This is a genomic window from Micromonospora sp. NPDC000668 (assembly GCF_042897975.1).
Lineage (GTDB): Bacteria > Actinomycetota > Actinomycetes > Mycobacteriales > Micromonosporaceae > Micromonospora.
This window is the reverse complement of record NZ_JBIAYP010000004.1, coordinates 591,151-605,168: the sequence shown is the minus strand read 5'-3', so window position 1 is coordinate 605,168 and position 14,018 is coordinate 591,151. Positions and strand designations below refer to the sequence as shown.

The 14,018-nt window shown below is 74.4% G+C and carries 11 protein-coding genes; 9 read left to right on the top strand and 2 right to left on the bottom strand.

All coding sequences use genetic code 11. The features are described 5' to 3' along the window. Positions 1–45: 45 nt before the first annotated feature. The 9 genes from ACFY29_RS23595 (at position 46) to ACFY29_RS23555 (ending at position 9,197) form a co-directional block, all read left to right on the top strand. Positions 46–969, top strand: a complete 924-nt coding sequence (locus tag ACFY29_RS23595) for an ornithine cyclodeaminase family protein (protein ID WP_386989930.1) — start codon at positions 46–48, stop codon at positions 967–969. A gap of 151 nt (positions 970–1,120) precedes the next feature. Beyond that, complete coding sequence (locus tag ACFY29_RS23590; protein ID WP_328424694.1) at positions 1,121–1,687, top strand: LemA family protein; 567 nt, start codon at positions 1,121–1,123, stop codon at positions 1,685–1,687. A gap of 8 nt (positions 1,688–1,695) precedes the next feature. Then, positions 1,696–3,573 (top strand): DUF2207 family protein, encoded by a 1,878-nt coding sequence (locus tag ACFY29_RS23585; protein ID WP_386989615.1) that lies wholly within the window; start codon positions 1,696–1,698, stop codon positions 3,571–3,573. Between the two features lie 169 nt (positions 3,574–3,742). Then, positions 3,743–5,233 (top strand): 30S ribosomal protein S12 methylthiotransferase RimO, encoded by a 1,491-nt coding sequence (gene rimO / locus ACFY29_RS23580; RefSeq protein WP_386989928.1) that lies wholly within the window; start codon positions 3,743–3,745, stop codon positions 5,231–5,233. Positions 5,234–5,310: 77 nt separating this feature from the next. Further along, the gene (gene pgsA / locus ACFY29_RS23575) at positions 5,311–5,901 is read left to right on the top strand and encodes a CDP-diacylglycerol--glycerol-3-phosphate 3-phosphatidyltransferase (protein WP_328426368.1); all 591 of its coding nucleotides are present in this window, start codon (positions 5,311–5,313) and stop codon (positions 5,899–5,901) included. 155 nt (positions 5,902–6,056) lie between these two features. Continuing rightward, on the top strand, positions 6,057–6,659 hold the full coding sequence (locus ACFY29_RS23570) for a CinA family protein (protein WP_328424700.1): 603 nt from the start codon (positions 6,057–6,059) through the stop codon (positions 6,657–6,659). 151 nt (positions 6,660–6,810) lie between these two features. Continuing rightward, positions 6,811–7,272, top strand: a complete 462-nt coding sequence (locus tag ACFY29_RS23565; RefSeq protein WP_386989612.1) for a helix-turn-helix domain-containing protein — start codon at positions 6,811–6,813, stop codon at positions 7,270–7,272. A gap of 198 nt (positions 7,273–7,470) precedes the next feature. Next, the gene (locus tag ACFY29_RS23560; RefSeq protein ID WP_328424704.1) at positions 7,471–8,361 is read left to right on the top strand and encodes a PspA/IM30 family protein; all 891 of its coding nucleotides are present in this window, start codon (positions 7,471–7,473) and stop codon (positions 8,359–8,361) included. 23 nt (positions 8,362–8,384) lie between these two features. Next, on the top strand, positions 8,385–9,197 hold the full coding sequence (locus ACFY29_RS23555) for a hypothetical protein (protein WP_328424706.1): 813 nt from the start codon (positions 8,385–8,387) through the stop codon (positions 9,195–9,197). A 40-nt stretch (positions 9,198–9,237) separates the two neighbouring features. Here ACFY29_RS23555 and ACFY29_RS23550 read toward each other — a convergent pair whose 3' ends face one another. Beyond that, positions 9,238–12,900, bottom strand: coding sequence for a hypothetical protein (locus tag ACFY29_RS23550; protein ID WP_386989608.1), 3,663 nt, complete (start codon positions 12,898–12,900; stop codon positions 9,238–9,240). Between the two features lie 171 nt (positions 12,901–13,071). After that, positions 13,072–13,950 (bottom strand): DNA-formamidopyrimidine glycosylase family protein, encoded by an 879-nt coding sequence (locus ACFY29_RS23545; protein ID WP_386989605.1) that lies wholly within the window; start codon positions 13,948–13,950, stop codon positions 13,072–13,074. Positions 13,951–14,018: the final 68 nt, after the last annotated feature.

Here is a 14,018-nt window from a genome sequence, read left to right as displayed (position 1 = left end):
CCCCACATTGACCTGCACCTCACTTCAACTTGCAGTATGGCCGTCATGACCCTGCTCTACGCCGACCCCGAGGTCGCCGCCGTACTGGACGCCGCCACCACGGTCGACGCCATGCGCGCTGCCCTGCTGGCCGCGTACGACGGGCGGCTCGTCGCCCCGCCCCGGGCCACCGCCCCGCTGGGCGGTGGCCGGATGGTGCTCACCGCCGGTCACCTGGTCGACGAGTGGTACGGATTCCGCTCGTACGACACCTTCGGCCACCCGCAGGGCGAGCAGCTGGTGGTGTTGCACGACGCCCGGACCGGGGCGATCCGAGCGGTCGCGGTCGGCGAGGAGCTGGGCTCCCGGCGTACCGGCGGGCTGGGTGGCGTCGCGGTCGACGCGCTGGCCCGGCCGGACGCGGCCACCCTCGGCGTGATCGGCTCCGGCCGCCAGGCGTGGACCCAGGTCTGGGCCGCAGCCGCGGTCCGCCCGCTGCGCGAGGTGGTGGTGCACAGCCGCTCCGCCGCCCGGCGGGACGCCTTCGCCGCCCGGGTCCGCGCCGAGCTGGGCGTCCCGGCCCGTGCGGTGGGCGACCCCGGTGCGGCGGTGACCGGGCGGGACATGGTGGTGCTCGCCACCACCAGCCCGACGCCGGTGCTCTGTGCCGCCGACCTGAGCCCCGGCACGCACGTCAACGCGGTCGGCTTCAAGCAACGCGACCGCAGCGAGTTCGGCACCGACCTGCTGGACGCCGCCGACCTGCTGGTCACCGACTCGCCGGCCCAGGCGGCGGACTACCAACCGCCGATGCTCGCCGCCTCGCCCCCGTACGCCGGGCGGCTGCGCGACCTGGGTGGCATCCTCGCCGGCGCGGTCCCCGGCCGCACCACCGCGGACCAGCTCTCCGTCTTCTGCTCCACCGGCCTGGCCGGCACCGAGGTCTTCCTGCTCGACCGGCTGACCCGGGTGGCCGCCGCGACGCGCTGACCGCTTCGGTTCACGGGCCGCCGCGGTCGGGACTGACCGAACAGTGGACGGTCACATCGGCGACCGAGCGGAGTTGCCGGCTCCAGGAACCGATCATCATGGGAGCGTCCGTCGCGACGGGGCCGGCGGAGCAACCCGAACGTGAGGTGCCATGAACCTCGGACTGGTGCTGGTAGCTGTCCTGGTGGTGCTCGTCGTCGTGCTGCTGGTCGTCGCGATCGGCGGCTACAACCGGCTCGTCCGGTTGCGGGCACAGGTCCAGGCGTCCTGGGCGCAGGTGGACGTCCAGCTCAGACGACGACACTCGCTGATCCCCAACCTGGTGTCGACGGTGCAGGGCTACGCCGGGCACGAGCGGGCGACTCTGGAGGCGGTGACCACCGCCCGGGTCGCGGCCACGACGGTGGCGGGCGGTGGCCAGGCCCGGGTCGACGCCGAGGGCGCGTTGACCGAGGCGCTCGGCCGGCTGTTCGCCGTCTCGGAGGCGTACCCGCAACTGCGGGCGAGTGAGAACTTCGCCGAGCTGCAGCGTGAGCTGACCGCCACCGAAGACAAGATCGCCTACGCGCGGCAGTTCTACAACAGCGCCGTCCAGTCGCTCAACACCGCCGTGCAGACCCTGCCCACCAACGTCATCGCCGGTATGGGCGGCTTCCGGACGGAGTCGTACTTCGAGGCCACCGGCCCGGAGCGCACCGACGTCTCCGTCCGGTTCTAGCCGCCGCAATGGAATTCTCCGACCCGATCGTCGAGATCGGCCTGCCGGTCGCGAGTCTCGCCCTCTGGGCACTGGTCTACGGGATCATCCGGCTGGCCAGGCGACCCGCCGCCGTCACCCCGGCGCCCGCCACCATGGACCTCCCCGGCCAGGAGCCCCCGGCGATCGTCAGCCTGCTGGCAAACCGGTGGCAGATCACCGTGGACGCCGCCGAGTCCACCCTGCTCGACCTCGCCGCGCGCCACTACCTGGAGCTGCGCCAGGCCGGCCCGGATCCCCGTCACACCACCGTGCACGTGACGGGCCGCGCCGCCGACGACCTCAACCGGTACGAGCGGCAGGTCTACGACCGGGTGGCCGCGCGGGCAGTGGACGGGGTGGTGCCGCTGACCGCGCTGAGTTTCTCCGACGGCGGCCAGGCCGCCGCCTGGTCCAAGCGACTGCGCCGGGCGGTCGTGGCCGACGCCAATCGGCTCGGGCTCTCCCGCCCACGGTTCTCCCGTCCGCTGGTCGTCCTGCTGGGCCTGCTCGGCGGGGTGGCCGCCGCCGGCGCCGCGGCCGGCGCCTGGCACTACGTGGCCCGCACCGACGGGGACTCGTTCGGCGCCGTCGCCGTGTTCGTCGTCACCACCGCCGCGCTCGCCAGCCTCGCGGGCCGGGACCTCGGGGAGCGGGACACCCCCGCCGGCCGGGCCGCCGCCGCACACTGGCTCGGGCTGCGCGCCTGGCTGGCCGGGCACGAGAGCTTCGCCGACCTGCCGCCCGCATCCGTCACGGTCTGGGACCGCTACCTGCCCTACGGCGCCGCGCTCGGGGTGACCCGGACGGCCTCGCAGGTGATCGACCTGGGCATGGCCGACCGGAGGCGGCTCTGGTCGTCGTACGGGGGCAGGTGGCGCCGGGTCAGCGTCAGCTATCCCGGCGGGCTGCCCCGGTACGGCCAGGCGCTGGGCTGGGTCGTTTTCCGGGCGCTCATCGCCGGACTGCTGGGCTGGACGTTCGCGCGGGTGGCCGGCGGGGCGTTCCTCGGCTCGACCGGCGGCTCGTCGACCGGCGGGACGCGGCTCACCGACCTCGGCCCGGTGACGCTCGGCATCGTCCTGCTCGGGTTCGCGCTGCTCGGCCTCGCCGGGTACCTCCTCCTTCGGGCGCTCCTGGACCTGGTGGCCCCGGCCACGGTCACCGGCGAGGTGCTCTGGCACCAGGTCTGGCAGCGACAGAGTTCGGACGAGGGGCCGGGCCGACCGATCAACCACCATCTCGTCATCGACGACGGTCACGCCGAGCGGCTCCGCGCCTGGATCATTCCGGAGAAGGTGGCGGGGGAGTGCCGGCTCGGCGACGTGGTCACCGCACGGGTCCGGCCGTGGAGCCGCCGGGTGCTCGGGGTGACCGTCCAGCGCGCCGCACCCGACCCCGATCCGTACGACGACGACGAGCCGCCGTCCGGCAGCGCCCTGCCCGCCACCGCGACCCGCGGCGCCGTCCAGCCGGACCGCCTGCTCAGCGCGGCGGAGGTGGGCGCCGCGACCGGTCGACGGGTGTCGTTGGCGCGGCCGGCCGGAAGCACCGGCCAGGTACGGGGACTGGCCTCGTTCGTCGACGGCAGCGGGGCGACCGTCCTCGCGCTCCAGGTCACCCGGGGGACGATGGCCCGGTTCAACCTGACCGTCGGCCGGAGCACGGGTGTCCCGCTGCCCGCGGTGGGTGACGAGGCGTACGCAGGGCCGGACCGGGTCGTCGGCCGGCGGGGGGATCTCGTGCTGCTGCTGGTCCGCCGGTCGGGCGCTGGCGGGATCGAGGTCGCCCAGCTCGCTGGACTGCTCGCCACCGCACTGTCCCGGCTGCCGAGCGAGCCCGCACCGCAGCACAGCGGGGCGGGCTGAGCCTCCGTTCAGAAGCGGGCCCCGGGCACGAGTGCAGGCGTGCCGGGGCCGCCAGCCCGCCCGCGTGCGTGGGCTCCCCCGATCGGCCCGGTACCCTCGGATGGTGTCTGCCTCTGCCACCGCCCCTTCCGACAGCTCCAGCTCGGCGTCTCTGACGCCGGGCCGCGACCTGGAGCTGTCGCCCGCCGCCGAGGGCCGTCGCGTGGCCCTGCTCACCCTGGGCTGTGCCCGTAACGAGGTCGACTCGGAGGAGTTGGCCGCCCGGCTGCACGCCGACGGCTGGCAGGTGACCACCGACGGCGAGGGCGCCGACGTGGTGGTCGTGAACACCTGCGGCTTCGTGGAGAAGGCCAAGCAGGACTCCATCCAGACCCTGCTGGCGGCCGCCGAGACCGGCGCCAAGGTGGTCGCCGCCGGCTGTATGGCCGAGCGGTACGGCCGGGAGCTGGCCGACAGCCTGCCCGAGGCGCAGGCGGTGCTGAGCTTCGACGACTACCCGGAGATCGCCGCCCGGCTGAACGCGGTCGTCGCCGGCGAGCAGGTCACCGCGCACACCCCCCGCGACCGCCGGGAGCTGCTGCCGCTCACCCCGGTGAAGCGGCGCGAGGCCGCGGTGTCGCTGCCCGGGCACGGCACCCCGACCCGCTCGGCCGTCGAGACCGACGAGCACACGCCGGCGCACCTGCGTCAGGTGCTGCGCCGCCGGCTGGACACCGGCCCGGTCGCCTCGCTGAAGCTGGCCAGCGGCTGCGACCGTCGCTGCGCGTTCTGCGCCATCCCCGCCTTCCGTGGGGCGTTCGTCTCGCGTACCCCGGACGAGCTGCTCGCCGAGGCGGAGTGGCTGGCCAAGACCGGCGTACGGGAGTTGGTGCTGGTCAGCGAGAACTCCACCTCGTACGGCAAGGATCTGGGTGACCCCCGCGCGCTGGAGAAGCTGCTGCCGCAGCTCGCCGCGGTGACCGGCATCGTCCGGGTCCGGGTGAGCTACCTCCAGCCGGCCGAGACCCGGCCCGGGCTGGTCGAGGCGATCGCCGGCACGCCCGGGGTGGCCCCGTACTTCGACCTGTCGTTCCAGCACTCCAGCGAGCCTGTGCTGCGCCGGATGCGACGTTTCGGCTCCACCGACCGGTTCCTGGAGCTGCTGGCAAGTGCCCGCGCGCTGGCCCCGGACGCGGGCGCGCGGAGCAACTTCATCGTCGGCTTCCCCGGCGAGACCCGCGCCGACGTCGACGAGCTGGTCCGGTTCCTGACCGAGGCCCGGCTCGACGCGATCGGCATGTTCGACTACAGCGACGAGGACGGCACCGAGGCCGCGGGGCTGCCCGGCAAGGTCTCGGCCGCGACCATCAAGCGTCGCTACGACCGGCTCAGCGCGCTCGCCGACGAGCTCTGCTCGCAGCGGGCCGAGGACCGGCTCGGTTCGACCGTCGAGGTGCTGGTCGACTCGGTCGCCGACGGTGTGGTGGAGGGCCGGGCGGCGCACCAGGCGCCGGAGGTGGACGGCTCCACCACCCTGGTCGCCCCGGCCGAGGGTGGGGTCGACCTGGCCGCGCTGCGCCCGGGTGACCTGGTGCGGGCCACGGTGACCGGCACCGAAGGGGTGGACCTGCTCGCTGTGCCGGATGAGATGATCTCGGCGGCGCCCGGCGCGGCACGGTGACGCCAGGCCCGAGCGGAGCGGGGGAGCCAGGTGGTGCGGTGCCCGGAACGCCACGGCGGCCGGAGCGGGGCGAGGCGGTGACGGGGGCGACGGAGTCGACGCCCGCCCGCGTGGTGCCCGGGGTGCCCGTGCTCAACGCGGCCAACGCGCTGACTGCTTTGCGGCTGGTGCTGGTGCCGGTCTTCGGCGCCTCGGTGATCATGTCCGAGATGAGCCACGCCGGCTGGCGGATGGCGGCCTGCCTGATCTTCGCGGTGGCCTCCGCGACCGACCTGGTCGACGGCTGGATCGCCCGCCGGTTCGGGCTGGTCACCTCGGTCGGCAAGGTGGCCGACCCGATCGCCGACAAGGCGCTCACCGGAGCGGCCCTGGTGCTGCTCTCCTGGTACGACCGGCTGCCCTGGTGGGTGACCGCGCTGATCCTCGTCCGCGAGCTGGGCATCACCGGGTTGCGATTCTGGGTGATCCGGCAAGGGGTGATCGCCGCCAGTCGGGGCGGCAAGATCAAGACTGCCCTCCAGATCCTGGCCATCGCCTGGTACCTCTGGCCGATGCCGGCCGCTCTCGCCGCCGTCGGCCCCTGGATCATGGGTGCCGCCGTCCTGGTGACGGTCGCCACCGGCTTCGACTACATATCCCAGGCACTCCGCCTCCGCCGCACCCGCTAACCCCCACCGGCCCACCCACCCTGGGCCCACCCCACCCGCCACCCCGTCGATCATGAAGTTGTTGCCGTCCGGCGCGGCGTGTCGGGGCAATGACTTTATGGTCAACGTGGAATGTCGCGAAGGTTAGGGGTGGGTGGGTGGGGAAGGACCTTTTTATGGAGCGGGATGCGGATGTTGAGCGGCCGGTTGGCAGCCCAGCGGCTGGTGTGGTGCACAGGCTGGCGCAGCGGCACGAGACCCTGGCCACGGTCGAGTCGCTGACCGGGGGGTTGCTCGCCACATCGATCGTCGAGATCGCCGGGGTCAGCAAGATCTACCGGGGTGGGCTGGTGGTCTACGCCACCGACCTCAAGGCCGCGCTGGCCGGCGTACCGGCTGACCTGCTCGCCGAGCGCGGGCCGGTGGACCCGGACGTCGCGGAGGCGCTCGCCGAGGGCGGCCGGCAGCGCTGCGGCGCGGACTGGGGGCTGGCCACCACCGGGGTCGCCGGTCCCGAGCCGCAGGACGGCAAGCCGGTCGGCCTGGTCTACGTCGCGGTCGCCGGGCCGAACGGTGGTGAGGTCCGCGAGCTCGACCTGAACGGTGGGCGGGAGCACATCCGCTCGGCCGCGGTGATCGAGGCGCTGCGCCTGCTCGCTGAGCGGATCCACGCCGCCGACGCTGACGCTGACGACCGGGCCGACGCCGCGGCCGACGACGCCGACGCCGCCGGGACGGCCTGGGACGGGGCGGGGACGGCCGGGGCCGGGCGGCGGTGAGCCGATCCGGCGAACCGACGGGCGGGGCGGGATGTCGCCCGGGCCCGCACCGGGTACGGTTGCGGGAAGACTTCGGCGCTCGGGGCTGGCGCGGTTCGCCGCGACTGGTTGTCCGGCACCGGGTGAGAGGTATCCCTCAGGGGGAGGTGCGATGGTCCTGCTACGCCGGGTGATCGGTGACGCACTGCGGGCGCGCCGGCAGGGGCAGCAGCGCACGCTGCGCGAGGTGTCCACCGCCGCCAACGTCAGCCTCGGCTACCTCTCCGAGATCGAGCGGGGGCACAAGGAGCCGTCCAGCGAGCTGCTCGCCGCGATCTGCGACGCGCTCGGGGCCCGCCTGTCCGAGCTGCTGCGCGAGGTGAGCGACACCGTGGCGCTGGCCGAGCAGATGCCCGGGGTGCTGGTTCCCATGCCGGACGAGCAGGCCGAGGCCGCTCCCGTCGGTGCCGCGTCCGCCGTGCGCAGGAACACCCCCAACCGGGGCGTACGTCAGGTCACCTCCGACGGCAAGGTCGCGGTCTCGGTCCGTCAGGACTCGCCGCTCAAGGCCACGCTGCGCAGCACCCGGGTCCGCCCCACCGAGCGCGACCGGGACGTGGTCTGCGCCGCCTGAGGTCCTTCGTGTGGACCATGGGCGAGGTGGCACCAGCCGCGTAGGGTTGCCCTCAGGAGCTGGCGGTGCTCTCGACCGTCCGGTACGGATGCCTTGTTGGCGTCCGGCTGGGACGATGGAGATCGGCCGGGTCACGTTCGGGTCGGTCCATCCGGCCCGAGCGCGACGGAGCGACGCTACTGAGGGGATACCGCGGAGATGGCGAACCCGTTCGTCAAGGGCTGGAACTACCTGATGGCGCTCTTCGGTGCCAAGATCGACGAGCACGCCGACCCCAAGGTGCAGATCCAGCAAGCCATCGAGGATGCCCAGCGCCAGCACCAGGCGCTGGTCCAGCAGGCTGCCGCGGTGATCGGCAACCAGCGTCAGCTGGAGATGAAGCTGTCCCGGCAGATGACCGAGGTTGAGCGGTTGCAGGGCAACGCCCGGCAGGCCCTGGTGCTGGCGGACCAGGCCCGGGCCAAGGGTGACGAGGCCGAGGCCGGGCGATTCGAGCAGTCTGCGCAGACCCTGGCCACCCAGCTGGTCTCCGCAGAGCAGGCCACCGAGGACCTGAAGACCCTGCACGACCAGGCGCTGGGCGCCGCCGCGCAGGCCCGCCGTGCCGTGGAGAACAACTCGATGATCCTCCAGCAGAAGCTGGCCGAGCGCACCAAGCTGCTCAGCCAGCTGGAGCAGGCCAAGATGCAGGAGACGGTGGCCCGCTCGCTGGAGTCGATGTCGTCGTTGACCGCGCCGGGCACCACCCCGTCCCTGGACGAGGTCCGCGACCGCATCGAGCGGCGGTACGCCAACGCGATGGGCCGCGCGGAGCTGGCCGGCAACTCGGTCGAGGGCCGGATGCTGGAGATCCAGAAGGCGACCATCGACTCGGCAGGCTCGGCCCGGTTGGAGCAGATCCGGTCGAGCATGGCCGGAGAGCAGCTCGGCGGTGCGGCGCAGCGACCGGCCGTGCCGCAGGCCGGGACGCCCAGCCCGGCCAGTTCGGCCAGCCCGGCCAGTGACCCGGCGGCCGCTGCACGGCTGGACGAGCTCCGGGCCAGCATGGCCCGCGAGCGGGGCACCGGCGACCCGACCGCCGCCGGCTGAACGACCGGTCCGAGGAGGTCAGGGTGGCAGACGAGCGGACGCGGTACTTCCGCCGGCTGGATCGGCTGCGCCGGTCCGCCCGGCGGTGGAGTGTGCTGGCCGGTGGACTCGGCGGCGCGGCGGCGGTCCTGACTCCGTACGCCGGCCTCGGTCTGCCCGACGCGGCCTGGGCTGGCGCCGCCGGCAGTGCGGTGGCGCTGGCCGCCTGGCGCTGGGTCGACCTGCGCGCACTGGCCGCCCGCCCCGCGCCCCCGGCGCTGGACCCGGCCGAGGCCGCGGCACGGTCGCGGGCACGCCTGGTCGCCGCCGTCGAGCGGCTGCCGATCGGTCCGGGCGTGCTGGCCGAGGTACGTCGGGTCCGCACCCGGGTCGCACTGCGCGGCACCAGCGCCGGGCAGCAGTGGGCCCGACTGGACCGGGCCGCGCTCACCCTGGCCGGGATGGCCCCCCGTCTCACCGGGCTGGCCGAACCAGCGGTTCTGGAGGCCACCGCCGCCGACCGGTCGCTGCGCGACCTGGTCGGCCGGGTGGCCAGCGTCGAACGGGCGCTGCGGCTGGCCCCGACCGACGCCCGGCCGCCGCTGGCCGAGGCGCACGGCGCGCTGACCGCCCAACTGGAGAGCGGGGTCGCGGCCTACGAACGGCTGGTGGTCGCCGCCGCCGGCTATCTGGCCGAGGACGCCCGCCCGGAGACCGCCGACCCGGCCGCCGCCCGACTCACCGAGGCGACCGACCTGCTGCACGGGGTGGCCTCGGCACTGGCCGAGCTGCGCGCCGTCGGCACGCCGCTGCGCGCCTCCGCGGAGCACAACCCGCCGCTGCGCGCGCCCCGCTGAGCACAACTCACCGCTGATCGGCGCCGCGCACTCCGGCCGGTCACGGCGGGGTGGTGACCGGGATGGGGCCGGTGTACGCCGAGCTGCCCACGACGTTGAACGACCGGATCCGGTAGTGATAGGTCACGCCCCGCGCCAGCCCGGTGTTGGTGAATCCGCGACCGGTCACCGTGAAGGTGGCCACCTCCCGGCCGAACGCCGGGTCCAGCGCCCGTTGAACGATGAATCCGGACCCCGGGCCGGCGGGCGTGGTCACCGCCCAGCCCAGGATCACCGTCGCGGTGTCCGGTGCCGGAGCGCTGGCGGTGGCGCTCACCCCGCTCGGGGCGCCCGGCGCGGGTGGGGTGCTCACCGCGGCCACCGTCGACCAGGCCGAGGCGGCGCCCAGGTACGTGGTCCGCACCCGGTAGTAGTACGTCGTGTCCGGGGCGACCGTGACGTCCAGGTGGTTGTCGCCGACCCCGATCGCGGTGGTGCCGGGGCCGCTGGTGAAGGTCGGGTTGGTGGCCCGCTGCACGTCGATGCCGGTGGCGAAGGAACGGTTCGTCCAGCGCAGTGCCACCCGTAGCGGCGCGGCCGGCGGGATCGCCCCGATCAGCCCACCCGGAGCGGCCAGGTGTACGGAGGCCGGCACGCTGTTCGACCAGGACGAGTAGCTGACCGCGTTCTCTGCCCGGATCCGGTAGTGGTAGGTGACTCCGGGGGTGACCGTCGCGTCGGTGTACCGGGTGGCGGCGGCCGCGACGGTGATCGTGGTGACCTCGCCGCCGAAGGTCGCGTCGGTGGCCCGCTGGAGCAGGTGGCTGGTGGCCGGCGGGCGGCCGCCGTTGCCGGTCCAGGCCAGCGCGATCGCGGGCAGGGCGGTGGCCGAGCCGGGCGCCGGCGTGGCGGTCAGCCCGGTCGGTGCCTTCGGTGCCACCCGCAGCACCAACGGCCGGTTCATCCCCAGGTCGCGGTGGCCGGCGAGCTGGCTGTGCAAGCGGTACTCCCAGCCCAGGTTGACCAGCTGGTTCACCACCACCGCGGGTCGCCCGTCGGCCGGGCTGACCGGGGTCGACCCGGTCCGTGCCCCGGCCGGGCGACCTGGGTCGAGCAGCCGGACGCTGTCGCCCAGCTTGAACGGCAGCGTCGGGGCGACCGGGCGCAGCGCCACCACCACGTCCTCCCGGGGGTTGACCCGGACGATCTCCTTCCAGCCCAGCTCCGTACCGTGCGGGGGTCGCAGCGTGCCGTCCCAACCGACCCGGTTGACCAGCTGCACGTCGCAGCCGCCGAAGCGCAGCGGCTCGGTCTGCCGGACGTTGCCGCTGATCCGCCAGAGCTGCGTCCCGTCCGTGGGCGCGCCGACCGGCACGGCCGGGTCGGCGGCGAAGAGCACCTCGGTGACCGGGTCGGTCGGCCCGAGAGGCAGGGTCGCCGCGGTGAGCGGCCCGGCGTGCGGGTGCCCGACGCCGAGCCGGCCGGCCAGCCGGCCGTGGTCGGGCTCGAAGACCTGTTGCGCGGCCTTGACCGCGACCGGCAGGGTGACCGGGCCGGAGCTGCCCGCCGGAGTGAAGGTCACCGTGCTGGCATGCACCGGCACGGTCGTCTCCCGCGCGGTCCGGGTGCCGAACGCCGGGTCGTACGCCGGCTGCGGCACGATCGGCGGGCGCTGGCTGGCCACGTACGCCAGCGGCAGCCGGTCGCGCAGCCGGGCCAGGTTGTACGGCGGTGCCGGCGCCCCGGTCACCCGGAACTGGAGCAGGGTGCGGGTGTTCGGGCCGTACCCCGGCTCGGTGGGGGGCGGGCCGCCCTCGGTGGTTCGGTCCGGCGCGTCGGTGTGCTGGTCGTAGCGCGGGTCGAAGCCGGGCAGCGGGGCCGGGGCGTCGTTGTACAGGATCAGCGTGCTGCCGGGTGGCACGGCGGAGAAGTCGACCAGCACGTCGGCCCGCTCGCCCGGGGCGAGCAGCAGCGCGTGCCCGTCGACGTTCAGCACGGTCGGGTCGAGGCGGTCGTAGCGGTAGCCGATCGGCTGGTTCGGCAGGACCACCGGGGCGGGCAGCAGGCCGGCCTCGTTGCCGATCTGGATGAACTCCGGTCCGGCGGCGCGCGGGTCCGGCACCCCGCCGTCCCGCCCGTCGGTCGGCCAGCTCGCCGGCCGGTCCGCCGCCCGGACGGCGGGCACCATCGGCACCTCGCCGGCGTCGGCGTCGACCAGGTCGCCGTCGTCGGTCCACATGGGGCTGTCCGAGCAGGCACGGTAGAGCTGGAGGTTGAGGCTGCGGTCCAGGCAGGCGTTGAGGATCCGGAACCGGTACGCGCGCGGCCGCACCTGCAGGTACGGGTAGGCGGCGCCGTTGACCAGCGGGGTGTCGCCGTACGCCTCGGGCACCGCGGACGGGTGCGGCACCCCGGGGCTGAGCGGGGGTTCGTCGGGTGCGCCGACCGGGTCGTGGTGCGGGTTCGAGACCGGGCCGGGCCCGGTCAGCGGCGGTCCAGCACCGTCCGCCGTCGGCCAGCCGTCGGTACGGGTGCCGTCCGGGGCCGGGTTGCGGGACCAGGGGCCGTAGTCCCACCGGCCGGTGGGGTTGCGCCCGCCGGACCGGTACGGGTTCTGCCGGGGTTGGTAGACGTGCGGATGCCAGAGGCTGCCCCGAGCGCCCCAGCGTTCCCGGTCCCAGGTCGGGTCCTCGGCGGCCAGTTGGGTGTCGTCCGGCACGAACGTCTTGTCCTCGATCACCAGCGGCAGTTGGTCGGGCGGCAGCACCCCGTCCGCGACGAGCTGCTCCTCGGCCGGGTCGGTCAGCAGGTAGAGCGCGAGCTGCCCGCCGTAGACCGTGAGGCGGGCCAGGCCGAGGGTGTTGTCGTGGAACCACAGCAGCCGGCCGCTCTGCTCGTTCGGGTAGTAGAGCGTGGTGGCGCCGGTCCCGGGCGGCGGCATGTCCGGCACGTGGGTCAGGCCCGGCCCGGTCGGGTACGGGGTGATCTCCCCGGCCGGGGTGATCCACTGCCCCGGGTTGCCGGCGCTGGTCCAGCCGGTCCGCGCCCCGGCCAGGTGCAGCACCGCCCGGTTCTGCGGGTACGGCGCCGGGCCGTCCAGCGGGCCAATGCCGGCCCCCGGGACCGTGTCGTCAACCGGCAGGAACAACTCGCCGGCCCGACCGGTGGGGAGCTGGTTGATGAACTTCACCCGGACCGGTCGGCCCCGGCGGGCGAGGATCATCGGACCGAGGTGCCAGGGCCGCTCCGGCGGTGCCACGGTGTTGTGGCCCGACGCGTCGGTGCCCAGGTTGAGCTGGCGGTAGCCGCGCAGCCGGGTGGCCGGCAGGTCGCGGTGCAGCCGCTGGGCGTACTCCTGCAGACCGATCTCGTAGTAGTCGCAGCCGGGGTAGCTGATCGTGTCCGGTACCGCCACCGGGAGGTACCCGCCGAGCTCGGTGCGGCCCTGCTGGCCCGGGATCGGCAGCGCGTCGACGAACTTCCGCAGGCCGGTGCCTCGTACCACGCGCCCGTCGGGGTCACGCGCCGGGCGAGGGCTGTGCGCGAAGTTCGGCACCGGGCCGAAGCAGCGGGGCAGGACGGCCGGGTCCAGGCTGGCCGTCGGGGCGGCCTCCTCGGCGGTCCGGGCGGCCGGCACGGACGCGGTCCAGCCGTTGGCGCGGCTGTTGTTGTCGCGGGCTGTCCGCTCGAAGAAGGTGGAGCGGAGTCTGCGGAACATCGCCATGACTCTCCCGGGGTCGGGGCACGAGGGCCGCCACCCCGGCGTGGCGACCTGGTCGAGCCCGGCACTCTGCTGACGGTCGGTGAGCACCCAACCGCAGCATGAGACTCGGACGGCCGGTTAGGAATTACCCAATCGTCCGTATCTGGGATGACCTCGGTTCACGAGGGATGGTCAGCCGGGCGACGGGGCGGCCGGGTGCTCCGGCTGGCAGACCGGGCACCAGTAGGTAACCCGTTCGCCCAGCTCCCGCTTGTGGATGGCGGTGCCGCAGCGGCGGCAGGGCTGGGCGCGGCGGCCGTACACATAGCTGGTCTGCCCCCGGTGCAGCGACCCGGTGGTGCTCTGCGTCCAGCGGCCCCGGTTGGCGGCCAGCAGTCGCTGCGCGAGGGCCACCATCCCGTCCAGGTCGGGCACCGCGCCCACCGGCGCCCACGGTGACACGCCGCGCAGGAAGAGCAGCTCGGACTTGTAGAGGTTGCCCACCCCGGCCAGGTTGCGCTGGTCGAGCAGCGCTTCGCCGATCGTCTGCTCCGGGTGGGTGGCGAGCCGGCGCACCGCCTCGGCCGGATCCCAGTCCGGGCCGAGCAGGTCGGGGCCGAGGTGGCCGACCAGGCGGTCCTCCTCGACGGTCGGCACCAGAGCCAGCTCGTGCAGGTGGTAGCCCACGGCGACCGCGCCGGGGCTGCGCAGCACCACCCGGATCAGGTGCGCCGGTCGACCACTCCAGCGTTCCCCCGGCGCGTACGCCCGCCAGGCGCCGTCCATCCGCAGGTGCGAGTGCAACGTCCAGTGCGGCTCATCGGCCCCGGCGCTCGCGCTGGCGGCGGCTCCGCGCGGCCCGTCGGCGGGGGCGGCTCCGCGCGGCCGGGCGGGGGCGGTGAGGCGGAGCAGCAGGTGCTTGCCCCGGCTGGCGGACTCGCGCACGGTCCATCCGGTGAGATCGGTGGTGGCCAACTGCGGCACCCGGAAGTCACTGGAGGTGAGCCGCGTGCCAGCCAGCGCACGGTGCAGCACGCGCGCGGTGTTCCAGACAGTGTCGCCTTCGGGCACCCCGCCATTCTCCCTCCTTAGAGCGGCATTCGCATGTGTCGCTATTTGTACTCTGGTTCCTCATGATC